Annotated in this window: 20 protein-coding genes; 9 read left to right on the forward strand and 11 right to left on the reverse strand. The window is 65.6% G+C overall.

All coding sequences use genetic code 11. The features are described 5' to 3' along the window. Nucleotides 1-14 precede the first annotated feature (14 nt). The 5 genes from aceF to QU481_RS07490 form a co-directional block, all read right to left on the reverse strand. Nucleotides 15-1,679: a dihydrolipoyllysine-residue acetyltransferase gene (aceF, locus tag QU481_RS07470; protein ID WP_289829305.1), complete on the reverse strand. Its 1,665-nt coding sequence runs from the start codon at nucleotides 1,677-1,679 to the stop codon at nucleotides 15-17. Nucleotides 1,680-1,783: 104 nt separating this feature from the next. Further along, nucleotides 1,784-4,453, reverse strand: a complete 2,670-nt coding sequence (gene aceE / locus QU481_RS07475; protein WP_289829306.1) for a pyruvate dehydrogenase (acetyl-transferring), homodimeric type — start codon at nucleotides 4,451-4,453, stop codon at nucleotides 1,784-1,786. Between the two features lie 438 nt (nucleotides 4,454-4,891). After that, complete coding sequence (locus QU481_RS07480) at nucleotides 4,892-6,331, reverse strand: M48 family metalloprotease (RefSeq protein WP_289829307.1); 1,440 nt, start codon at nucleotides 6,329-6,331, stop codon at nucleotides 4,892-4,894. Nucleotides 6,332-6,387: 56 nt separating this feature from the next. Beyond that, entirely contained in the window at nucleotides 6,388-8,052 is a 1,665-nt protein-coding gene (locus tag QU481_RS07485; protein WP_289829308.1) for a SulP family inorganic anion transporter, read from the reverse strand. A gap of 69 nt (nucleotides 8,053-8,121) precedes the next feature. Continuing rightward, nucleotides 8,122-8,436: an ArsR/SmtB family transcription factor gene (locus QU481_RS07490; RefSeq protein ID WP_289829309.1), complete on the reverse strand. Its 315-nt coding sequence runs from the start codon at nucleotides 8,434-8,436 to the stop codon at nucleotides 8,122-8,124. A gap of 121 nt (nucleotides 8,437-8,557) precedes the next feature. Between QU481_RS07490 and QU481_RS07495 the strand changes: the two genes are divergently transcribed. The 7 genes from QU481_RS07495 (at nucleotide 8,558) to QU481_RS07525 (ending at nucleotide 13,358) form a co-directional block, all read left to right on the forward strand. Next, a complete protein-coding gene (locus QU481_RS07495; protein WP_289829310.1) occupies nucleotides 8,558-9,415 on the forward strand; it encodes an MBL fold metallo-hydrolase in 858 nt (285 codons plus the stop codon). A gap of 10 nt (nucleotides 9,416-9,425) precedes the next feature. After that, the gene (locus tag QU481_RS07500) at nucleotides 9,426-10,466 is read left to right on the forward strand and encodes a DUF2804 domain-containing protein (RefSeq protein WP_289829311.1); all 1,041 of its coding nucleotides are present in this window, start codon (nucleotides 9,426-9,428) and stop codon (nucleotides 10,464-10,466) included. A gap of 74 nt (nucleotides 10,467-10,540) precedes the next feature. Further along, entirely contained in the window at nucleotides 10,541-11,134 is a 594-nt protein-coding gene (locus tag QU481_RS07505; protein WP_289829329.1) for a beta-class carbonic anhydrase, read from the forward strand. 2 nt (nucleotides 11,135-11,136) lie between these two features. Continuing rightward, nucleotides 11,137-11,775, forward strand: a complete 639-nt coding sequence (gene nadD / locus QU481_RS07510) for a nicotinate-nucleotide adenylyltransferase (protein ID WP_289829312.1) — start codon at nucleotides 11,137-11,139, stop codon at nucleotides 11,773-11,775. Nucleotides 11,776-11,825: 50 nt separating this feature from the next. After that, the gene (gene rsfS, locus QU481_RS07515) at nucleotides 11,826-12,197 is read left to right on the forward strand and encodes a ribosome silencing factor (RefSeq protein ID WP_289829313.1); all 372 of its coding nucleotides are present in this window, start codon (nucleotides 11,826-11,828) and stop codon (nucleotides 12,195-12,197) included. Nucleotides 12,198-12,258: 61 nt separating this feature from the next. Next, nucleotides 12,259-12,729 (forward strand): 23S rRNA (pseudouridine(1915)-N(3))-methyltransferase RlmH, encoded by a 471-nt coding sequence (gene rlmH / locus QU481_RS07520; protein ID WP_289829314.1) that lies wholly within the window; start codon nucleotides 12,259-12,261, stop codon nucleotides 12,727-12,729. A 110-nt stretch (nucleotides 12,730-12,839) separates the two neighbouring features. Beyond that, on the forward strand, nucleotides 12,840-13,358 hold the full coding sequence (locus tag QU481_RS07525) for a YcnI family protein (protein ID WP_289829315.1): 519 nt from the start codon (nucleotides 12,840-12,842) through the stop codon (nucleotides 13,356-13,358). An 82-nt stretch (nucleotides 13,359-13,440) separates the two neighbouring features. On the opposite strand, the gene QU481_RS07530 is transcribed toward QU481_RS07525, so the two are convergent. Further along, nucleotides 13,441-13,848 (reverse strand): YidB family protein, encoded by a 408-nt coding sequence (locus QU481_RS07530; RefSeq protein WP_289829316.1) that lies wholly within the window; start codon nucleotides 13,846-13,848, stop codon nucleotides 13,441-13,443. A 113-nt stretch (nucleotides 13,849-13,961) separates the two neighbouring features. Here QU481_RS07530 and QU481_RS07535 point away from each other — a divergent pair, with 113 nt between their 5' ends. Beyond that, entirely contained in the window at nucleotides 13,962-14,645 is a 684-nt protein-coding gene (locus QU481_RS07535) for a lytic transglycosylase domain-containing protein (protein ID WP_289829317.1), read from the forward strand. 76 nt (nucleotides 14,646-14,721) lie between these two features. Here QU481_RS07535 and QU481_RS07540 read toward each other — a convergent pair whose 3' ends face one another. From QU481_RS07540 to leuS, 4 genes are all read right to left on the reverse strand, one after another. Continuing rightward, the gene (locus tag QU481_RS07540) at nucleotides 14,722-14,994 is read right to left on the reverse strand and encodes a hypothetical protein (RefSeq protein WP_289829318.1); all 273 of its coding nucleotides are present in this window, start codon (nucleotides 14,992-14,994) and stop codon (nucleotides 14,722-14,724) included. A gap of 141 nt (nucleotides 14,995-15,135) precedes the next feature. Beyond that, complete coding sequence (gene holA, locus QU481_RS07545; protein WP_289829319.1) at nucleotides 15,136-16,140, reverse strand: DNA polymerase III subunit delta; 1,005 nt, start codon at nucleotides 16,138-16,140, stop codon at nucleotides 15,136-15,138. After that, entirely contained in the window at nucleotides 16,121-16,681 is a 561-nt protein-coding gene (locus QU481_RS07550) for an LPS-assembly lipoprotein LptE (RefSeq protein WP_289829320.1), read from the reverse strand. The genes holA and QU481_RS07550 overlap by 20 nt, the downstream gene beginning before the upstream one ends. 199 nt (nucleotides 16,682-16,880) lie before the next feature. After that, complete coding sequence (leuS, locus tag QU481_RS07555) at nucleotides 16,881-19,499, reverse strand: leucine--tRNA ligase (protein ID WP_289829321.1); 2,619 nt, start codon at nucleotides 19,497-19,499, stop codon at nucleotides 16,881-16,883. 211 nt (nucleotides 19,500-19,710) lie between these two features. Between leuS and QU481_RS07560 the strand changes: the two genes are divergently transcribed. Continuing rightward, nucleotides 19,711-20,913 carry an SAM-dependent methyltransferase gene (locus QU481_RS07560; protein ID WP_289829322.1) on the forward strand — a complete coding sequence of 401 codons (1,203 nt, stop codon included), beginning with the start codon at nucleotides 19,711-19,713 and terminating at the stop codon, nucleotides 20,911-20,913. Nucleotides 20,914-20,957: 44 nt separating this feature from the next. Here the strand turns inward: QU481_RS07560 and QU481_RS07565 are convergent. After that, nucleotides 20,958-21,472, reverse strand: a 515-nt coding sequence (locus tag QU481_RS07565; protein WP_289829323.1) for a transposase, incomplete at its 5' end; no start/stop codon positions are given.

The following is a 21,472-nucleotide window of genomic DNA, read 5'->3' on the forward strand; positions in this document are numbered from 1 at the left end:
GGCCAACGTCGGACTTACAGCACCAGTCGGCGGATGTCGGTCAGCAGCTTGCCCAGATACACGGTGAACTTGGCAGCGGCGGCACCGTCGATCACGCGGTGGTCGAAGGACAGCGACAGCGGGCACATCAGGCGCGGCGCGAATTCCTTGCCGTTCCATACCGGCTTGATCTGCGACTTGCACACGCCGAGGATCGCCACTTCCGGCGCATTGATGATCGGGGTGAAGCTGGAGCCACCGATGCCACCCAGGCTGGAGATGGTGAAGGTCGCGCCCTGCATGTCGGTCGGCTTGAGCTTGCCTTCGCGAGCCAGGCCGGACAGCGTGGTCAGTTCCTGGGCGATCTGCTTCAGGCCCTTCTGGTCCACGTCCTTGATCACCGGTACCACCAGGCCGTTCGGCGTGTCGGCGGCGAAGCCGATGTGGTAGTACTGCTTGAGCACCAGGTTGTCACCGTCCAGCGAGGAGTTGAAGGTCGGGAACGCCTTCAGCGCCTCGGCGGCGGCCTTGATGATGAACGCCAGCGGCGAAATCTTCAGGCCCGACTTTTCCCATTCCTTGCCGATGTCCTTGCGGAACGCTTCCAGCTCGGTGATGTCGCACTCGTCGTTGAACGTAACGTGCGGGATCACCACCCAGTTGCGGTGCAGGTTGGCACCAGACAGCTTCTGGATGCGGGAGAGCGGCTTGGTCTCGACCGGGCCGAACTTGGCGAAGTCGACCTTCGGCCACGGCAACAGGTCCAGGCCCGTGCCACCACCGGCAGCGGCCACCGACGGGCCGGCCACCGGGGTCGCGCCGGAGAACACGCCCTTCACGAAGGCCTTCAGGTCGGCCTCGGTGATGCGGCCCTTGCGGCCGGTACCCTTGATCTTGGAGATGTCCACGCCCAGTTCGCGCGCCAGGTGGCGCACCGACGGGCCGGCATGCGCCTTGGCGAAGCCGGCCTCGTCGAACTGGCCGAGCACCACGCCACCGGCCGGCGCCGCGACGCTGGCGGCGACCGGGGCCGGAGCGGCCGGAGCGGCAGCCTTCGGCGCTTCGGCAGCAGCCGGGGCGGCAACAGGTGCGGCAGCCGGAGCCGGCGCAGCGGCACCCGCTGCGGCAACGCCTTCGACCACGACGATCAGGTCGCCCTGGCTGATCTTGTCGCCCACCTTGGTCTTCACTTCGACCACGCGACCGGCGGCGGTCGCCGGCACTTCCATGGTGGCCTTGTCGGTTTCCAGCGTGATCAGCGAGTCGTCGACCTTGATCTCGTCGCCGACCTTCACCGACACCTCGATCACGTCCACACCGCTGTGGCCGCCGATGTCCGGCACCACGATGTCGATGCGGCCGGTCGCGGCCGGGGCAGCAGCAGCCACCGGGGCCGGCGCGGCGGCCGGTACGGCTTCGGCCTTCGGCGCTTCAACGGCCGGGGCAGCAGCGGCGGCGCCGGCGGCTTCCACCAGCGCGATCACGGTGCCTTCGGACACCTTGTCGCCGACCTTGACCAGCAGTTCCTTGACCATGCCGGCGACTTCGGCCGGCACTTCCATGGTGGCCTTGTCGGTTTCCAGCGTGATCAGCGAGTCTTCCAGCGAGATCGCTTCGCCGGCCTTGACGAAGACCTCGATCACGTCCACGTTCGCGTGCCCGCCGATATCGGGCACTTTCAATTCGATGAGATTGCTCATGTCTGCGTTCTCTTTATCGGGCGGCGCACCCCGGTCGGGGGCGCCGCCACATGCATCGTGTCACGACCGCGCGGGGCAATCTGTGCCCCGCGCTCACCTGCTACTTAGACCTTCCAGGACGGCTGCTTGTCGGCGTTCAGGCCGTACTTGGCGATCGCCTCGGCCACCTTGGCCGCTTCGATCTTGCCGTCGTCGGCCAGCGCCTTCAGCGCAGCCACGGCGACGTAGTAACGGTTCACCTCGAAGAACTCGCGCAGCTTCTCACGCGAGTCCGAGCGGCCGAAGCCGTCGGTGCCCAGTACCACGTAGCGGCCTGGCACGTATTCGCGCACCTGATCGGCGTAGTTGCGGATGTAGTCGGTCGCGGCGATGGTCGGGCCGGTCGAACCTTCCAGCACCTCGGTGACGTACGGCTTCTTGGCCGCTTCGGTCGGGTGCAGCAGGTTCCAACGGGTGGCTTCCATCCCATCGCGACGCAGCAGGTTGAACGAGGTCGCACTGTAGATGTCGGACGCGATGCCGAAGTCGTTGGCCAGCAGGTCGGCCGCGGCGATCACTTCGTTGAAGATCGTGCCCGAGCCCATCAGGTTGACGCGCAGCTTGCCGTCCCCCACCGACTTGAGCTTGTACAGACCCTTCAGGATGCCGTCTTCCGCGCCAGCCGGGATGGCCGGGTGGGCGTAGTTCTCGTTCATCACCGTCAGGTAGTAGAACACGTCTTCCTGCTGCTCGCCGTACATGCGCTTCAGGCCGTCCTGCACGATCACCGCCACTTCGTAGGCGAAGGTCGGGTCGTAGGAGATGCAGTTCGGGATCAGGCCGGCCTGGATGTGGCTGTGGCCGTCTTCGTGCTGCAGACCCTCGCCGTTCAGCGTGGTGCGGCCGGCGGTACCGCCGAGCAGGAAGCCGCGGGCGCGCAGGTCACCGGCAGCCCAGGCGAGGTCGCCGATACGCTGGAAGCCGAACATCGAGTAGTAGATGTAGAACGGGATCATCGCGATGCCGTGGTTGGCATACGAGGTCGCCGCGGCGATCCAGGAGCTCATCGCGCCCGGCTCGTTGATGCCTTCCTGCAGGATCTGGCCGTCGACCGACTCCTTGTAGAACATCAGCTGGTCGTGGTCCTGCGGCACGTAGTTCTGACCGACGTGCGACCAGATGCCGAGCTGGCGGAACATGCCTTCCATACCGAAGGTACGCGACTCGTCCGGCACGATCGGCACGATCTGCTTGCCGATCTGCTTGTCCTTCACCAGGGTGCCGAGCATGCGCACGAAGGCCATGGTGGTGGAGAACTCGCGATCGCCCGAGTCCTTCAGCAATGCGTCGAAGGCGGACAGTTCCGGGATCGCCAGCGGGGTGGTCACCGGGGTACGCTGCGGCAGGTAGCCGCCCAGCGCCTTGCGGCGGGCGTGCAGATACTGCATTTCCGGGCTGTCGTCGGCCGGCTTGTAGAACGGCACCGACTCCAGTTGCTCGTCGGTCAGCGGGATCTTGAAGCGGTCACGGAAGTGCTTGATGTCCTGCACGTCCATCTTCTTCTGCTGGTGCGAGGTGTTCTGTGCCTCGCCCGACGCGCCCATGCCTTCACCCTTCACGGTCTTGGCGAGAATCACGGTCGGCTTGCCGCCGTTGTTGAAGCTGGCTGCGTGATAGGCCGCGTACACCTTGCTCGCGTCCTGGCCGCCACGGTTCAGCGCCCAGATCTCGTCGTCGGTCATGTCGGCCACGAGTTCGAGCAGTTCCGGGTACTTGCCGAAGAATTCCTTGCGCACGTAGGCGCCGTCTTTGGACTTGAAGGTCTGATAGTCGCCGTCCACGCATTCCATCATGCGCTTCTTCAGGAGACCGGTCTTGTCCTTGGCGAGCAGCGCGTCCCACTTGGCGCCCCACACCACCTTCACGACGTTCCAGCCGGCGCCTTTGAACTCGCCTTCCAGTTCCTGAATGATCTTGCCGTTGCCGCGTACCGGGCCGTCCAGACGCTGCAGGTTGCAGTTGATCACGAACACCAGGTTATCGAGGCCTTCACGGGCGGCGACACCGATCGCGCCCAGCGATTCCGGCTCGTCCATTTCGCCGTCACCGCAGAATACCCATACCTTGCGGCCCTTGGTCTTCGCCAGGCCGCGGTCTTCCAGGTACTTCATGAAGCGCGCCTGGTAGATCGCCATCAGCGGGCCCAGACCCATCGACACGGTCGGGAACTGCCAGAAGTCCTTCATCAGCCACGGGTGCGGGTAGGACGACAGGCCGTGACCGTCCACTTCCTGACGGAAGTTGACCATCTGGTCTTCGGAGAGGCGGCCTTCCAGGAAGGCGCGGGCGTAGATGCCAGGAGCGGAGTGGCCCTGCACGTACACCAGGTCACCGCCGTGCTCGGCGGTCGGTGCGTGCCAGAAGTGGTTGAAGCCGATTTCGTACAGCGTCGAGGCCGACTGGAACGAGGCGATGTGACCGCCCAGGCCCTTGTCGTTGCCCTTGTTGGCGCGTACCACGGTGGCCAGCGCGTTCCAGCGCACCAGGTTCTTCAGGCGCTCTTCGACTTTCGGGTCACCGGCCAGCGGCGCCTGACGGTCGGCCGACACGGTGTTGATGTATTCGGTGGTGGAACCCAGATCGACGTCGGCGCCGCCTTTGCGGGCGCGGTCGACCAGTTGTTCGAGCAGGTAGTGGGCGCGTTCCGGGCCATCGGATTCCAGAACGGCGGCCAGGGAATCCAGCCAGTCGCGGGTTTCTAACGGATCGATATCGCTAGGAAAGGTTGCAGCCATCTCTCATCCTTAACTTTGGAGGCGACGAAGACCGGTGATCGACCGGTTCCATCATTGTTATTGCCACTCGTATCGCTGGGCAGCAGCATCGCCGGGTTTATAAGCGAACAATTTCGCAAAAATTATTTTCGTTTTTGAAAAACTACGCACAGCGCGTCGAGTGTAAAACGACAAAGTTTCACTATGGAATAGCCCGCTAGGGCAAACACTCGAAAAACGGTGTTTTCACATCGATGCTGCGCCGCAATATGTTGTATTTTTGCGAGAGCCCGGCAGAAATCTCGAAAAATCGGAAAATATTTCCATCTCGAGAAAAAGTCCGCCGGACGGGCCTTACAGGCTGCAAAATAACGCGCCGGCGCGTTCAACGCAAGCTTTCACTTTCGCGCTTAAACGTTCGCTTTGAAATAGTCCGCCGGACGGGCGGATCGGGGAGGGTCAGCGTGCCTTCTTGCCGTCGGCCTTGATGCGCGCGGCAAGCTCGCGCTGGCGCGCCTCGAGCGAGGAACGCAGGTAGAAATCGTCGCCGGGCGCCGCTGCGGCGAGCTGATATTGTTCGAGCGCGGCGGTATCACGGTCTTCGAAATAGAACGCGTTGCCGAGCGCGGCGTGGTAACGCAAGGGGTCACGGTCGGCGTACAGGCGGGCTTCGCGCCGGTACAGCTCGGGGTCGTTCGGCCAACGCTGCTGCTGCTCCTTCACCCGCGTCAGCGCCACGCTGCGCTGCCCGGCAGCGATCAGCGTGTCGAGTTCGCCATAGATCAGCGTGCGGGCGCTCGGGTAATTGGCGAGGCCCTGCCGGTAGCGTGCCAGCGCGCCGGCGGTATCGCCGGCGGTACGAGCGATCTCGGCGTCGAGCGACACCAGCATGGCATTGTCCGGCAGCAGCTTCTGCGCCTGGCGAATCGCAGCGCGCGCGCCGGTTACGTCGTGCGCGGCGAGCTTGGCGCGGGCGAGCCCGTAGTACTGTGCGCCCTCGTTGAGGAACTGTCGGTTGGCGAGCGAGATCTGGTAGTGGCGGATCGCCTCGTCGGGCGGCAACTGCTCGGTACGCAGCTTCTCGCGCACCAGCACGTAGTCGGTGCTGTCGGCGCGCATCTTCACCGGGTAATTGGCGGCGCGGTCCTGGCCCTCGCTGATCCGCTCGATGGTCACCGGGTGGGTGCGCAGGAAGGCCAGCGCGTTGTTGTCGTTGTAGCGGTTGGCGCTCTGCAGCCGTTCGAAGAATGCCGGCATCGCGCGCGCATCGAAGCCGGCGTCGGCGAGGTATTGCATGCCAACCCGGTCGGCCTCGCGCTCGAAATCGCGGCTGTACGACAACTGGTTGGATAGCGACAGGCCAATGCCGGCGTTGATCGCGCCGAACGAGGCGTTGCCGTTGCCGGTGCCGGCCGCCAGGGCGGCGGCGGCGATCGCCGCCAGCACCAACAGCTGGTTCGGCGCGCTGGCCGCCTTCATCCGCGCCATATGGTGCTGGGTGACGTGTGCGGTCTCGTGGCCGAGTACCGACGCGAGCTCGGCCTCGCTCTGCGTCGCCAGCACCAGGCCCCGGTTGACGCCGATATAGCCGCCCGGCATCGCGAACGCGTTGATGCCATTGTCGTCAACGGCGAAATAGGTGAACTGCATGCCCGGCATCTGCGCGTCGGCCGACAGCTTGTGACCGATCTGGTTCAGATAGGCGCTTACCTCGACATCGTCGATCACCAGCTCGGACTCGCGCATCGCGCGAAACGCGTCGCGGCCGATCTGCACCTCGTCGGCGCCGGACATCGATGCCGCCGATACGTCGCCGAGGTCCGGCAAGTCAGCGTGGACGGGAGGGATGGCGATCGCCAGCAAGGTGGCGATCAGGGCTGCAGGCAGGAATGGGCGCATGAGTCCTATCATAAGGCCGCCGCCGCGAAGTTGCAGAGATTCCGCACGCCCCCCGTCTAGATCACGTAGTCGCCCGCCTCGACGTGGCCGGCACGCCATGCCTTCAGCGTGGTCAGGTGCAGCCGTCCGGCAAAACGCGCAGCCAACCCGCCGCGCTCCAGCACCGCCAGCACCGGCCCCTTCACCTCGGCGAGCGACAGCTCGACGCCATGCGCCGCCAGCGCCGTATCGAGCCTCTCCAGCATCGCCAGCGCGGTCGCGTCGACCCGGTTCACCGCGCTCATCACCAGCACCAGCCGGCGCGCGTGCGGCCGTTCGGCCAGGCGAGCCCACAGCGCCTCCTCGACCCGCCGCGCGTTGGCGAAGAACAGGCTCTCGTCGACGCGCACTACCACCACCTGGGGCCGCATCTCGACGCTGTAGCGCCGCACATTGCGAAAATGCTCGCTGCCGGGCAGCCGGCCCAGTTCGGCGATATGCGGTCGGCCGGCGCGGGCGAGCCAGCTGCCGAGCGACAACAGCACGCCGGCGACGATGCCGGTGTCGACGCCGAGCAGCAGCACCGCAACGAAGGTCGCAATGAAGCCGGCCGCGTCGGCACGGTCCACCCGCCACGCGCGCCTGAGCGCCGCGAAGTCGACCATGCTGCCGACCGCAATCACGATGGTCGCCGCCAGCACTGACAACGGCAGCCAGGCCAATGCGGCACTGGCCCACACCATCACCACCAGCATCAGCCCCGCGGTGATCAGCGACGCCAGTTGCGTCTGCGCGCCGGCCTCGGCATTGATCACCGAACGCGACAACCCGCCGGTGACCGGCAGACCGGTGAACAGCCCGGCGCCGACGTTACACAGCCCCAGCGCCAACAGCTCGCGGTCCGGATCCACCGGCTCGCCGCGCTGCGCCGCCAGCCACTGCACCACCGACAGGCTCTGCACATAGTTGACCAACGCGATGAAGAACGCCGGCAACACCAGCTCGGGCAGCCGCGCCGCCAGCGCCGGCCAGTGCGGCTGCGGCAGGCCGGCCGGCACCGCGCCGACCAGCGGCAGATCATGCGTCAGATGCAGCACAGGCACCGCCAGCATGGCGCCGAGCACCGCGAACACCGGCGCGGCCTTCGCCGCCAGACGGGCCAGGCTGGCCGCAACGCCGCAGCGGATCAGAGCGCCCGCCAAGTAGCGCCGCGCCAGCCACAGCCAGGCCAGCGTCGCGAGCCCGAACGCCAGCGCGACCGGCCGGGCCGATGCGAACGCACGCCACAGCGCCGGTAGCAGCGTCGTCAGCGTCGAACCGCCGCCATGCCCGCCGGCGAGTGGCACCAGCTGCGACAGCACGATCAACAGCGCCGACGCACTGGCAAACCCCGCCAGCACCGGGGCGGACAAAAAATCGGCGAGAAAGCCGAAACGCAGCGCGCCGAGCAGCACCAGCATCGCGCCGGACAGCAACGCCAGCCGCGCCAACGTCGCGGCGGTCAACAGCGAGGTCACCGCCATCGGCCCGACCGACTGCGCATGGCTCTTGCCGACCAGCGCATAGATGAACAGTGGCACCACGCTGGCGTAGAGGCCGGTCTGCGCCGGCAGGCCGGCCAGCAGCGCGTACGCGAGGCCCTGCGGGATCAATAGCAGCGTCACCACCAGCGCCGCCGACACGTCCCCTCCCAGCCAGTCGCGTCGGTAGCCGGCCAGCCAGGCCGGCAGCCAGCGACTCACGCACGCCTCCGCTCGAGCCATTCGAACAGCGCCTGTACCGGCGTAAATGCGTCCCAGGCGATCGCCATCTCAGGCCCCTTCCGCCGCAGGCGCCGCGCAGAACAAGGCGTGCAGGGTCGCGAGCAGCGCCAGCGCCTCGTCGCTCGCAATCCGGTAATAGATCCACTTGCCGTCACGACGCGTAGCCACCAGTCCCTCGTTGCGCAGCACCCCCAGCTGCTGAGACAGCGAAGGCTGGCGGATGCCGGTCAGTTCCTCGAGCTCGGACACGGTCCGTTCCACCTCGACCAGCTGGCACAGCAACAACAGCCGGTCGGCATTGCCGAGGCTCTTCAACAGCGCCGCCGCCTCGTCGGCGTGGCGACGCAACAACTCCAGTTCCATCGTGTCCTTCCTTCGTCACCCTCTCCGACTACGTCAGAGACATCCGGGACAGAAACAGTAAATGCTTAAACATTATATTTTTTTATATACTATGTTTCAATGGATCACCCTGGGGTACGCCATGACGAACGCAGCGATCCTGTCCTTCTACGATCCGGCCACCGGCAGCTACAGCCACCTGATCTACGATCACCCCGGCGGCCACGCCGCCATCGTCGACCCGGTGCTGGGCTACGATGCCGCGAGCGGCCGCACCGCCGCCACCGGCGCCGACCGGCTGCTCGCCACGCTGGCCGAGCAGCGCTTGACGCTAGCCTGGATCCTCGAGACCCACGCGCACGCCGACCACCTGTCGGCCGCCGCCTACCTGAAGCGTCACGCGGGCGGGCGCACCGGCATCGGCGCACGGATCACCGAGGTGCAGCGCCATTTCGGCCGGGTGTTCGCCATGGAGGCGGCGCTGGCCGAGCAGTCGTTCGACGTGCTGTTCGAGGATGGCGAGCGCTTTCGCATCGGCACGCTCGACGTCGAGGTCATCGCGCTGCCCGGCCATACCACGGCCGACGTCGGCTACCGGGTCGGCGACGCGGTGTTCGTCGGCGACACCCTGTTCATGCCCGATCTCGGCAGCGCACGCTGCGACTTTCCCGGCGGCGACGCCGCCACCCTGTACCGCTCGGCGCAGCGGCTGCTGGCGCTGCCGGACGACACCCGCCTCTTCCTCTGCCACGACTACCCGCCGCCGGAGCGCGCCCCTTGTCCGGTCGTGACGGTCGCCGAGCAGCGGTCGGCCAACCTTCACCTGAACGAGCGTGTCGACGAGGCCGGTTTCGTCGCGCTGCGCCGCGCCCGCGATGCCACGCTCCATACTCCGGCGCTGCTGTGGCCCGCTCTACAGGTGAATATCCGTGCCGGCGAGCTGCCGCCTCCAGACGCCAACGGCGTGTGTTATCTGAAAATCCCGCTGAATCTCATGTAGACTGGCCTGCATGTTCAACCACTTAGGCGTCGCTCCTTCCCCGCAGCGCCTGACGCGAATGGATTCTTCGGTGCTGCCGCCGGCGCCTCGCCAACTCGTCCACAAGCGTGGTATGCCGGCCTTCGGCATGTACCAGGGCGTGGTCGAAACGCTGTCCTGGTCCGACCTGAAAACCCCACCGCTGAAACGGCTGACGCGCAAGCTGCACCACAAGCGTTGGCAGTACGCCGCGTTGGCACACGAGGCATTCTTCGTCGGCGTCGCTATCGTCGATCTCGGCTGGACCAGCACTGCCTTCGCCTACCTGTTCGACCGCGAACAGGGCCGGGTAGTCGCGAGCTTTTCTGCCAACGGCCTGCCTGGCCTGTCGACCCACGTCGAGGACCGCCCGTTCGGCGATGCGGCCTTCCGTACCGGCCGTGAGCGGCTGGCGTTCCGCCGTGCCGCCGAGCGACTGGAGTTGACGATCAACTGCCGTGAGCTGAAGCTCGTTGCACACATCGACCTGTCCGATGCCCCGCCGGTGATGGCGGCAATCGCCCCGGCCAACTGGCTGGCGCACTCCACCCACAAGAGCGGCGGCCTCGCGGTGACCGGCTTCGCCGAGACCGCCGACCGACGTTACTCACTCGACGACGCGGTAGCGAGCCTCGATGCCAGCAACGGCCTCTTGGCCCGCGACACCAGCTGGCGCTGGGCCAGCGCACACAATCGCGAGCTGGGCTTCAACCTGCAGGCGGGCTATATGGGGAGTGCGGAGAACGCGATCTGGTTGAACGGCCGGGTGATCCGGGTCGGTGACGCCCGCTTCGACTATGATGCGGCCGACCCGCTCTCGCCATGGCGTATCGCAAGCTACGACGGGCTGGTCGAGCTCGTGTTCCAGCCGGAGGGCGCGCGGCGCGAGGACCGCGACCTGGTGATCGCCGCCAGTCGCTATGTGCAGCCGATCGGCACCTTCAGCGGCCGGCTGACCGACCCGGCCAGCGGCGCCGCCCACACGATCGACCGATTGACAGGCGTCACCGAGGATCACCACTCGCGCTGGTAAGTAAGCGTTAGCGCCTGTGATACGATGCGCGCCGACTAGAGTTTTGCATCTAAATGACTGTGGAGAAGTTAATGATGGGCGTGTTGACCGAAATGCTCGAGCACAACCGTACCTTCGTGGATAACCGCGAGTACGAGCAATTCGAGACTGACAAATTCCCGGGCAAGAACCTGGCGGTGCTCGCCTGCATGGACGCCCGTCTGGTCGAGCTGCTGCCCAAGGCGATGGGCCTGAAGAACGGCGATGCCAAACTGATCAAGAATGCCGGCGCGCTGGTGACCCACCAGTGGGGATCGGTGATGCGCAGCCTGGTGGTGGCCGTCTACGAGCTCGGCGCCCAGGAAATCTGCGTGGTCGCGCACCGCGACTGCGGCATGAACGCGATCGACCCGGCGCGCATCCTCGCGTCGGCCGAGGCCCGCGGTGTCCGCCACGAGACGATCGAGACGCTGCGCGCCGCCGGCATCGACCTGGAACACTGGCTGAAGGGCTTCGACAAGGTCGAGGACAGCGTGCGCCACACCGTCAGCGTGATCCGCTCCCACCCGCTGATCCCGAAGGACATCCCGATCCACGGTCTGGTGATCCATCCCACCACCGGCCAGCTCGAGCTGATCGTCGACGGCCGCCAGGCGGCTGTGGCTGTGGCCGCGGCCCCCGTCGCCTGAGCATGAGTCGAGGCATCGGCCTGTTCGGCGGCACCTTCGACCCCATCCACACGGCGCATCTGCGCCTGGCGCGCGCGCTGCGCGACGAGCTGGACCTCGCCGAAGTCCGGCTGATCCCGGCGGGCAATCCCTACCACCGCAGCGAACAGCCGGGCGCAGACGCCGCGCACCGGCTGGCGATGGTCGAAGCGGCGATCGCCGGCGAACCGCGCCTGGTTGCCGACGACCGCGAGGTACGGCGAGACAGGCCCGCCTACACGGTCGAGACGCTCGAAGAGCTGCGTGCCGAGCTAGGCAGTACCGTGCCGCTATGGCTGTTGATCGGCGGCGACTCGCTCGCCACCCTCGATCGCTGGCAGCGCTGGGAAGAGCTATTCAAGCTCGCCAACCTGGCGGTCGCACTGCGGCCGGGCTTTTCGGCCGACGCGCTGCCGCCGGCGGTGGCTCAGCACTGGCAGGCACGGCAAGTGTCTGATTTTCCAAATCAAGCCGCCTCGGGTACAATCCGCGCCTTGACTTTGCCGCCGGTGGACGTTTCCGCCACCGCGATCCGCACCCGCCTGCAGGCTGGCGGCCCGGCCGACGGGCAGGTCCCCGACGCCGTGCTCGCCTATATCGCCCGTCACGGACTGTACCGCTGACCGGGCCCACGGGTGCCGACGCGGCGGCAACCACCGACTCTGGAAGACCTATGGAAGACGTAAACGTAATCACCAAACTGGCCATCGAAGCCCTCGAAGACGTGAAGGGCAAGGACATCGTCGAGCTGTCCACCGGTAACCTGACCTCGCTGTTCCAGCGCATGATCATCGCCACCGGCGACTCCAACCGCCAGGTGAAGGCGCTCGGCCGCAGCGTCGAGGCCAAACTGAAGGAAGCCGGTGCCGACATCGTCGGCGCCGAGGGCTTCGAATTCGGCGAATGGGTGCTGGTCGATGCCGGCGACGTGGTGGTGCACGTGATGCTGCCGGCGGTGCGCGATTACTACGACATCGAGGCGCTGTGGGGCGGCGAGAAGCCATCGTTCCACACCAACGCCAAGCCGTGGAACGCCGCGCAGTAAGCGCCGCTTAACCCCCTCGACAGGCCGGCCTAGCCGGCCTGTTTGCATTCGAAAGACAGGCATGCGTATCACCATACTGGCCGTCGGCACCAAGATGCCGCGCTGGGTCGACGAGGCGTTCGCCGACTACGCCAAACGCTTCGGCCGCGATATCACACTGGAGCTGAAGGAGATCAAGCCCGAGAAGCGCGGTGGTGGCGTCACCGCCGAGAAAGGCATCGCCGCCGAGCACGCCCGGCTGATCGCCGCACTGCCACCGCGCGCCAAGCTGATCGTGCTCGACGAGCGCGGCAAGGCGCTGACCTCGATGAAGCTCGCCGCCGAGCTGAAGGACTGGTTGGCCGACGGCCAGGACCTGGCATTGGTGATCGGCGGCGCCGACGGCCTGTCCGACGAGCTGAAGCAGCGCGCTGACCTGCTACTGCAGCTCTCCGCGATGACGCTGCCGCACGGCATGGTGCGGGTGATGCTGGCCGAGCAGCTGTACCGGGCGGTGTCCATCCTCAACAATCACCCCTATCACCGCGAATAGACGGGCCACTGCCCCCTGCGACAATCGGCCGCAGTGCGTCGCGGCGACGCCTCGCTAGAATACCTCTCCTGCATACAAGAATCATTACCATCTTGTTCAGGATATCCTCGATGCGTCGTCTCACCCTGTTCGCCCTCGCCCTGGCCGCCACTACCGCCCATGCCCACATCACGCTGGAAACCCCAGCGGCCGAAGCCGGCAGCACCTACAAGGGCGTGCTGCGCATCGGCCACGGCTGCGACGGCTCGCCGACCACCGGTATCCGGCTGATCGTGCCGGCCGGCGTGCAGCAGCTCAAGCCGATGCCCAAGGCCGGCTGGGCGCTGACGGTGCAGAAGGACAAGCTCGCCCAGCCGTACGACTACTACGGCGAAACGATCCGCGAGGACACCGGCGCGGTAAGCTGGAGCGGCGGCAGCCTGCCGGACGCGTTCTACGACGAGTTCGCGTTCCGCGCCCGGCTGCCGGCCACGCCGGGTGAGACCCTGTACTTCAAGGTCGAGCAGCGCTGCGCCAAGGGCGAGACCCGCTGGGTCGAGGTCCCGGCAGCCGGTCAGGATCCGCACGCCTTGAAGGCCCCGGCCGCGATGCTGAAGCTGACGGCACCGGGCCCGGCACATCAGCACTGAGCCGGGCAGGCACTCCCCCTGGCGCGGAAACGACAAAGGCTGCCGATGGCAGCCTTTGTCGTTGTGAGCCGGCTCTCGTCACTCAACCCTTGTGGAACAGCCCCTTCACCAGATCCAGCCCCTGCGACAGCAGGTCGCCGCCGCCCTCCGGTACCTGGCCGTTCGGCGTCAGCTTGTCGATCACCTGCGGCAGATACTCGGACAGGCCCTGCGACAATTGCTGCGGGTCGAGGCCGAGCTGGCTGGCCAGCGCATTGACCTGCTCGCTACCGAGCACCTGCTGAATCTGGTCGGCCGACACCGGCTGGTTCTCGCCGGTGCCCACCCACGAGGCAACCACGTCGCCCAAGCCGCCCTGCTGAAATTTCTCGACCAGGCCGGCCACACCACCCTGGCTTTCCAGCAGGCTACTGACCGCCCCCGCCACGCCGCCCTGTCCTTCACCGCCGCCACCGGACAGCATCCCGGTCAATTGATCCAGAAGTCCCATCGTGTCACCCGTTAAGTTAGCACTGCACCAAAACGACGACGCACCAAGCAAAAAACTGGCGCATCTCCATAAAAATCAATATGATAGCGAACTTCTGCTCATCGGAGATCCTGATGCGTCGACTCTTCGCCGCCCTGTCCACTGCCCTCGTACTGTTACCGGCTGCCGTTCACGCCGAAGTCTGGGGCTTCGTCGACCCGCACGGCGAAGTGCATCTGGCCGATCGCCAACTCGACAAGCGCTATCAGCTGTTCACCCGTTCCGGGGAGATCGGAGCCACCTTGCCGAGCAAGGGGCTGCCTCAGGTCAGCACGCCGGCCGTCCCGGCCGCGCGCGCCGCTCAGTACCGCCGCCTCGTCGAACAGACCGCCCGCGAATACAACCTCGACCCGGAACTCCTGCACGCGATCATCACCGTCGAGTCCGGCTACACGCCCGGCGCAGTATCGCCCAAGGGCGCGGTCGGCCTGATGCAGGTGATGCCGGCCACCGGCGAGCGCTTCGGCATCACCGCGCTCGACAACCCCAAAGCCAATCTGCGCGCCGGCAGCCGCTATCTGAAGTTCCTGCTGACGCAGTTCAATCAGGAACTGCCACTGGTACTGGCCGCGTACAACGCCGGCGAAGGCGCGGTGCAGCAATATCAAAACAGCATACCGCCATTTCCCGAAACCCGCGACTACGTCGCCAAGGTATTGGCGGTGTATCAACGCACCGGCGTGCCGGTCGGCCATCCGGTCGGCCACCGCCGCGGCGGCCGAGTCAGCGCAACGATCGCACCGGACCAGTCGCTGTGACGCCGGAAACTGGCCCTACTTTGTACCACGGCTCAAAAACTGAAAACGGGATGTCATCCCGCTGGCGAGGCTGTGCTCACCGCTGCTGGCGCAGCAGCTTGCTTAATGCCTCAGCCAATTCCTGATAACTGCAGCGCTCGTCGAACACCCCGAGCACGCCCGGATAGGCGTCCGGCTGTTGCAGCATTTGGTTGGCCTTGCGGCTGATGATGGTATAGACGCGCAATTCCTGCCCGTCCCAACGGACGATTCCGGCCTCGGGCGTCCGTTGTAACGCATCGATGGCACGGTTGATGGACTGCTCAAGCGCGGCCGTGCCGGCTGGTGGATCAGGGGTCGGCGGCATCATGGAGGCTCTTTCAGCTGGGTTGAAGGCAGCTGTTGCATTCTCTGTTTTTAGTTCAGGCCTCCCAACCTGACAAGCTGCTGTTTCCAATGAAAAAATGGCTCGCACTGCGAGCCATTTCCATTGTTCCACCATCCACCCCGTCTAGGCGGCCAGTTCCATTGCGAGCCGACGCAGCGTCGCCCATGCATCGCCGGGATCGGCCCCCTTGATCTGCCGGTCGACCAGCGCGCAATCGCTCAGCGCCTGCATCAATCGACGCGGCCCGACCCGACGCAGCGCCGGTTCGGCCAGGTTCTGCCGCGCGCCCCACAGCCGCAACTCGCGCGCCAGATCACGCAACTGGCGGCCATCCTTCAGACCCTGGCGCAGCTTAAGCAGGGTGCGGACATCTTCGGCCAAAGCCCAGAGCACCAGCACCGGTGCCTCGCCTTCCGCCTCCAGCCCGTCGAGCATACGCGAGAGGCGGGGCGCGTCGCCGGCCAACCACGCCTCGGACAGGCCGAACACGTCGAAACGCGCCACATTCGCGACCGCGGCGCGCACCTCGTCGAGCGACAGCTCGCCGGCAGGATACAGCAGCGCCAGCTTGTCGACTTCCTGGCGGGCGGCAAGCAGATTGCCCTCCACCCGGTCGACAAAAAAGGCCAGCGCCTCATTCGACAGGCTCTGGCGCTGGCGCTTCATCCGACCGGCAATCCAGGCCGGCAGCGCCTGACGGGTCACCGGCTTGGCCTCGATCACCTGCGCCTTGGCCGCCAAGGCGGTGAACCATTTGCCGGACAGCTGCGCCTTCTCGAGCTTGGGCAGCACGATCAGCGTCACCGTGTCGGCCGGCGGCGCCTCGGCTAGGCGCGTCAGCGCCTCGCCGCCGTCGGTGCCGGGCTTGCCGTTCGGGATGCGGATCTCCAACAGCTTCAGGCTAGCGAACAACGACACGCTGCTCATCGCATCGCGCAGCCTCGACCAGTCGAAGCTGCCCTCGACGGTCAGCACCTCGCGCTCCAGGTAGCCTGCGGCGCGCGCGGCGGCGCGGATCGCGTCGGCGGCCTCGAGCGCCAGCAACGCCTCGTCGCCATGGATCAGGTAGAGCGGCGCGAGCTCACGCTCGAGCGCGCCGGGCAATGCCTCAGGGCTGAGTGATGGCATCGGCGGGAACGATACTCTGCGGACCGGCCGGCGGCAGCTTGGGCGAACGCTTCAGGTAGGCCAGACGGCGCACCAGCTGGTCTGCGGCGTCGTTGTACATGTCGTTCCACAGCAGCGCCTCTTCCTGACCCTTGCCGAGCACCGCGTTGTCCGAGTAGCTCATGCTGCGACGCACGACGGTGGTCATGTCCGGACCAATCTGCTCGCCCTTCAGCGTCACCCGCGCGGTCACCCGGTAGATCAGCAGGTATTCGTTGATCTTGCCGCCGGAGTTGATCGTCTGGATGTCCTTGCTGGCGTTCTGGTCGACGACCGTCATCACCGCTTCGGCCGACTTGGCATCCTTGGTCACGGTCAGGTTCGGCGTGCGCTTGAGCGCCAGGCTCAACGGCCCGGCGATGTTGCCCTGCGCATCGAGGAACACGCTGGCAAACGGCAGCGGCCGGTTGTTCGCGCCCAGCCCTTTCAGGTGAAAGCCGCAGGCGCTCAGCACCAGCGACAGCAACAGTACGCCGATCAGGCGCAATGCGTTGGTAGACATGCATTCCCCAAGAAACAAAAGAAAACCTCTAAAAACCTACTGCGCCTTCCGTATGCGTCGCCGGACAGTGCTCGAAACCCTCATGGACATCGAGTCCATTCCGGTTTCTGCTCCCCGTCCGCCTCGCCTGCGGAACGCTCGCGACGGTTTTTAGAGGCCCCCAAGGGCCGGGAAGCCCGGCCCGTAGTCATCGCCGCACTCAGACGACGATGTTGATCAGGCGCCCCGGCACCACAATCACCTTCTTCGCCGGCTTGCCTTCCATGAACTTCTGCACGTTCTCGTTGGCCATCGCCGCCGCCTCGATCGCATCCTTGCCGGCGTCGGCCGGCACGGTGATGCTGCCGCGCAGTTTACCGTTGACCTGGATCACCAGCTCGAGTTCGCTCTTTACCAGCGCACTCTCGTCGACCTTCGGCCACGCTTGGTCGAGCAGCTGGGTGCCCGGGCGCAGCTCGCTCCACAGCGCCTCGGCGATGTGCGGCACGATAGGCGCGAGCACGATCACCACCGCTTCGAGCACTTCCTGCGCCACCGCCCGGCCGGCGGCATCGCCCTTGTCGGCCTTGTCGTAGGCGTTCAGCAGCTCCATCACCGCGGCGATCGCGGTGTTGAACTGCTGACGGCGACCGTAGTCGTCGGCGGCCTTCTGGATGGTGCTGTGCAGCTTGAAGCGCAGCTCCTTGAGGCCCGCCGACAGCTCACCGGCGCTGAACGCCTCGACCACACCGGCCGACACATGCTCGCCGACGGTCTTCCACAGGCGCTTGAGGAAGCGGAACGCGCCCTCAACGCCGGCGTCCGACCACTCCAGGCTCTGGTCCGGCGGCGCCGCGAACATCATGAACAGGCGTGCTGTGTCGGCGCCGTAGTTCTCGATAAACGCCTGCGGATCGACGCCGTTGTTCTTCGACTTCGACATCTTCTCCACGCCGGCGATCTCGACCGGCTGGCCATCTTCGCGGTGCGTCGCCGACAGGATCTTGCCCTTGCCGTCGCGCACGACCTGCACGTCGCCCGGGTTGATCCAGTCCTTCGCGCCGTTCGGCAGCTCGCGGTAGAAGGTCTCGCACACCACCATGCCCTGCGTCAGCAGGCTCTTGAACGGCTCGTCCGACGACACCAGGCCCTCGTCGCGCATCAGCTTATGGAAGAAACGTGCATACAACAGGTGCAGGATCGCGTGCTCGATGCCGCCCACGTACTGGTCGACCTGCAGCCAGTAGTCGGCCGCCTTCTTGTCGACCATTGCGGTGTCGCAGTTCGGGCTGGCGTAGCGGGCGTAGTACCAGCTCGACTCGACGAAGGTGTCCATCGTGTCGGTCTCGCGACGCGCCGCGCCACCGCACTTCGGGCAGCTGGTCTCGTAGAATTCCGGCATCTTGGCGAGCGGGCTGCCTGCGCCGTCCGGCACCACGTTTTCCGGCAGCACCACTGGCAGCTGCGCTGCCGGCACCGGCACGTCGCCGCAGTCCGGGCAGTGGATGATCGGGATCGGGCAGCCCCAGTAGCGCTGGCGCGAGATGCCCCAGTCGCGCAGGCGGTACTGGGTCTTCTTGGCGCCCTGGGACTTGGCCGCCAGATCGGCGACGATCGCATCGAACGCCGCCTCGTAGCCGAGGCCGTCGTACTTGCCGCTGTTGACGGTCTTGACGCTGTCGTCCTTCGCGCCGTACCACTCCTTCCACTCGACCGGGTCGAAGTCGTTGTCGCCGTCGGCCTTGCCGATCACCTGACGGATCGGCAGACCGTACTTGTTGGCGAACGCGAAGTCGCGCTCGTCGTGGCCCGGCACCGCCATCACCGCGCCCTCGCCGTAGCCCCACAGCACGTAGTTGGCGACCCACACCGGCAGCTTCTCGCCGGAGAGCGGATGGACGACGAACAGGCCGGTCGGCATGCCCTTCTTCTCCATCGTCGCCATGTCGGCCTCGGCGACCGAGCCGGCCTTGCACTCGGCGATGAACGCCTGCAGCTCGGCGTTGCCCTCGGCCGCCTGCGTCGCGAGCGGGTGCTCGGCAGCGACGGCCACATAGGTCGCGCCCATCAGCGTGTCCGGACGCGTCGTATAGACCTTCAACTCGCCGCCATGATGGATGCTGCCCTGATCGTACGGAAACACGATCTCGGCGCCGTAGCTCTTGCCGATCCAGTTGCGCTGCATCGTCTTGACCTGCTCCGGCCAGCCGTCGAGCGTATCGAGGCTGTCGAGCAGTTCTTCGGCGTACTTCGTGATCGCGAAGTAGTACATCGGGATTTCACGCTTCTCGACCAGCGCGCCGGAACGCCAGCCGCGGCCGTCGATCACCTGCTCGTTCGCGAGCACGGTCTGGTCGACCGGGTCCCAGTTCACCACACCGTGCTTCTTGTAGATGATGCCCTTCTCGAACAGACGGGTGAACAGCCACTGTTCCCAGCGATAGTAGTCGGGCTTGCAGGTGGCGACCTCGCGGTCCCAGTCGAGCGCGAAGCCCAGGCTGTCGAGCTGGCTCTTCATGTACTCGATGTTGGCGTAGGTCCACGCCGCCGGTGCGCCGCCGCTCTTCATCGCGGCGTTCTCGGCCGGAAGGCCGAAGGCGTCCCAGCCCATCGGCTGCAGGACGTTGTAGCCCTGGAAGCGCATGAAGCGCGCCAGCGCGTCGGTGATGGTGTAGTTGCGCACATGGCCCATGTGCAGCTTGCCCGACGGGTACGGGAACATCGACAGCGCGTAGTACTTCGGCCGGCTGGCGTCCTCGACGGCCTTGAAGACCTGGTTCTTGGCCCAATGCGCTTGCGCGGCGGCTTCCACCTCGCGCGGGGAATAGTGTTCGTGCATGTCCGAATCCGGCAGTTATTCAGGAAATTCAAATCATTGGGCGATTATATCGGCAAACGGCGCGCGGCGGGACGCCGGACGGTTCGGCGCACCAACATGTCAATTGCGTGAAAAACAACTCGTCTACTATTTTTAGGGCGCACTGCCGAGCGATGTCGCGCTGCGGCAGCCATAATCAACATGGGTTGTAACGTCAGAAAGGATGTCGACCATGCTCTTCAAGACGGCATTGCATACCTTGTTTGGCTCGTTACAAGGGGAAACCTTCCAGGTCCACTATTGGGACGGCGAGGATCGCCGTTATGGCGATGGAATCGACTCGGCGTTCACGCTGCGCTTTCACCGCGAACCGCCGGTACATCTGGAAAACCCGCTGGTCTACCTCGGCGAATGCTATAGCGACGGCGTCTACGACATCGATGGCGACTGGAACGCACTGTTCCGGCTGATCAACGCCAACAAGGTGCGGCTGATCCCGGACGCGGTCAGCCGCACGCTGCAGCGGGTCGGCGGCACGCTAGGCAAGCTCAAGCGTCACCAGAAAGACAACATCGCCCACCACTACGACTTGGGCAATGCCTTTTACCGGCTGTGGCTCGACGACACGATGTGCTACTCGTGCGCGTTCTTCCGCCACCCCGACGACAGCCTGGAACAGGCTCAACTCAACAAGATCGCGCTGTGTTTGGACAAGCTTGGCATCGAACCGGGAATGCGGCTTTTGGACATCGGCTGCGGCTGGGGACAATTGGCGATCGCCGCCGCCGAGCGCGGCGCGCGGGTGGTCGGACTGACGCTGTCCGAGGAACAGGCTACCGGGGCACGCATCCGCATCGCCGAGTGCGGCTTGTCCGACAGGGTGGAAATCCGTCTGATGGACTACCTGGACCTCAAAGGTGAGGTCGAGCGCTTCGACCGCATCGTCAGCGTCGGCATGTTCGAGCATGTCGGCAGCGCCCATTACACCGACTTCTTCGACCGCGCGGCCGACAGCCTGGAACCGGGCGGGCTGATGCTGCTGCACTCGATCACCTCGCTCAGCAGCGACCCGCCCAATCCCTGGGTCGACAAGCACATCTTTCCAGGCGGACAGATCCCGGCAGTGGCCGAGATCATTGCGCAGCTGGCCGGTCACGACCTGCATCTGCTGCACGTCGAGAGCCTGCGCCTGCACTACGCGCGCACGCTGGAACACTGGCTGGAGCGCTTCAACGGCGAGCACGAGGCGGTACGTGCGCTGTTCGGCGAGCGCTTTATCCGGATGTGGACGCTGTACCTGAAGGGCTCGGCAGCCAGCTTCCGTTCGGCCGACCTCGACATTCACCAGTTCCTGCTGAGCAAGGGGCTCAACAACCATCTGCCTCGCCACTGGGGTCATCTCTACCACGAAGGCGAGGCTCCGCAGCGCTGGTAAGCCCGCGCGAACGCAAAAAAGCCGCCCGATAGGGCTAATGCCGTTCACTTAGCAGATCGAACCTGTTTGATTGGGTAACGGGACGGCAGCTTTTTCACCACGCGGGGGCATTCACGCCCCCGCCGTTGTTTCGGTAGCAACAACTCCCCGAGGCGTTCCCGCAGACGCAGCAAGCGCGCCGGCAAGGTGCCGGGGCTGCTGATCGCCAGCCAGCTCCACTCATAGCGCAAATAATGCAGCGCTGTCGTAAAGCTAAGATCGGTCGGCGCAACCCCCACTTCCCGCGCGATCTCAGCCATCTCCAGTCGGACCAGGTTGTAGGCCAAGAGCGTTCCCCAAACTTCCTGTCGGACGGTCTCCGGAGTGCCACTGCGTAACGTCAATTCGTCCCCCAACATGTCCTGCTTCAGCTCGCGGTAGCTGGTCTCGATGTGCCAGCGTTCCTGGTATTGCGCCGCGATCTCCTTGGCCGGCCACGCCTTGGTATCCAGCAAGGAGGTCAACAAGATGCGCCGGCGCCCATGCCGAGACACCGTTTCGATGGCCCGCGCTTCCCAGT

It is taken from the genome of Crenobacter oryzisoli, from assembly GCF_030385785.1.
Taxonomy (GTDB): Bacteria; Pseudomonadota; Gammaproteobacteria; order Burkholderiales; family Chromobacteriaceae; genus Crenobacter_A; species Crenobacter_A oryzisoli.

Excerpts from the sequence above, each read along its gene's own strand:
- aceF (WP_289829305.1), bottom strand. The coding sequence starts at position 1,679 with ATGAGCAATCTCATCGAATTGAAAGTGCCCGATATCGGCGGGCACGCG.
- aceE (WP_289829306.1), bottom strand. The coding sequence starts at position 4,453 with ATGGCTGCAACCTTTCCTAGCGATATCGATCCGTTAGAAACCCGCGAC.
- QU481_RS07480 (WP_289829307.1), bottom strand. The coding sequence starts at position 6,331 with ATGCGCCCATTCCTGCCTGCAGCCCTGATCGCCACCTTGCTGGCGATC.
- QU481_RS07490 (WP_289829309.1), bottom strand. The coding sequence starts at position 8,436 with ATGGAACTGGAGTTGTTGCGTCGCCACGCCGACGAGGCGGCGGCGCTG.
- QU481_RS07495 (WP_289829310.1), top strand. The coding sequence starts at position 8,558 with ATGACGAACGCAGCGATCCTGTCCTTCTACGATCCGGCCACCGGCAGC.
- QU481_RS07500 (WP_289829311.1), top strand. The coding sequence starts at position 9,426 with ATGTTCAACCACTTAGGCGTCGCTCCTTCCCCGCAGCGCCTGACGCGA.
- QU481_RS07505 (WP_289829329.1), top strand. The coding sequence starts at position 10,541 with ATGGGCGTGTTGACCGAAATGCTCGAGCACAACCGTACCTTCGTGGAT.
- nadD (WP_289829312.1), top strand. The coding sequence starts at position 11,137 with ATGAGTCGAGGCATCGGCCTGTTCGGCGGCACCTTCGACCCCATCCAC.
- rsfS (WP_289829313.1), top strand. The coding sequence starts at position 11,826 with ATGGAAGACGTAAACGTAATCACCAAACTGGCCATCGAAGCCCTCGAA.
- rlmH (WP_289829314.1), top strand. The coding sequence starts at position 12,259 with ATGCGTATCACCATACTGGCCGTCGGCACCAAGATGCCGCGCTGGGTC.
- QU481_RS07525 (WP_289829315.1), top strand. The coding sequence starts at position 12,840 with ATGCGTCGTCTCACCCTGTTCGCCCTCGCCCTGGCCGCCACTACCGCC.
- QU481_RS07530 (WP_289829316.1), bottom strand. The coding sequence starts at position 13,848 with ATGGGACTTCTGGATCAATTGACCGGGATGCTGTCCGGTGGCGGCGGT.
- QU481_RS07535 (WP_289829317.1), top strand. The coding sequence starts at position 13,962 with ATGCGTCGACTCTTCGCCGCCCTGTCCACTGCCCTCGTACTGTTACCG.
- QU481_RS07540 (WP_289829318.1), bottom strand. The coding sequence starts at position 14,994 with ATGATGCCGCCGACCCCTGATCCACCAGCCGGCACGGCCGCGCTTGAG.
- holA (WP_289829319.1), bottom strand. The coding sequence starts at position 16,140 with ATGCCATCACTCAGCCCTGAGGCATTGCCCGGCGCGCTCGAGCGTGAG.
- QU481_RS07550 (WP_289829320.1), bottom strand. The coding sequence starts at position 16,681 with ATGTCTACCAACGCATTGCGCCTGATCGGCGTACTGTTGCTGTCGCTG.
- leuS (WP_289829321.1), bottom strand. The coding sequence starts at position 19,499 with ATGCACGAACACTATTCCCCGCGCGAGGTGGAAGCCGCCGCGCAAGCG.
- QU481_RS07560 (WP_289829322.1), top strand. The coding sequence starts at position 19,711 with ATGCTCTTCAAGACGGCATTGCATACCTTGTTTGGCTCGTTACAAGGG.